1 protein-coding gene is annotated in these 390 nt (G+C 67.9%); it reads left to right on the top strand.

What is annotated here, in order from left to right; genetic code table 11:
* Positions 1-390 (top strand): SulP family inorganic anion transporter (locus AC5ZFO_RS48335; protein ID WP_496124314.1); only part of this gene is annotated, 390 nt, incomplete at both ends.

Below are 390 nucleotides of genomic sequence, written 5' to 3'. Positions count from 1 at the left end.
ACTGCTCGGGCTCGGCGCGGGCAATCTCGCGGCGGGCCTGTTCCAGGGCTACCCGGTGGCAGGCGGCCTGTCGCAATCGTCCGTCAACGACAAGGCGGGCGCGAAGACACCGCTCGCGCTGGTGTTCGCCTCGGTCACGATCGGACTGAGCCTGATGTTCCTCACCGAACTGCTGAAGAACCTGCCGAGCGTGGTGCTCGCCGCGATCGTGCTGGTCGCCGTGCTTTCCGCGCTGAATTCGGGGCTGTACGTGTCGTCGCGCATTCTGTTCCGGCTCGCCGGACGAGGCGATGCGCCACGCGCACTGCTGCGCCTCACGCCTTCGCGCGTGCCGCGTCTTGCCGTGCTGCTGAGCAGCGTGGTCGGCTATGTCGCGATTGTCGCGGCGAT

The sequence above is a fragment of the Bradyrhizobium sp. Unk1 genome (assembly GCF_059512345.1).
This window is presented reverse-complemented; position numbering and strand designations above follow the sequence as displayed.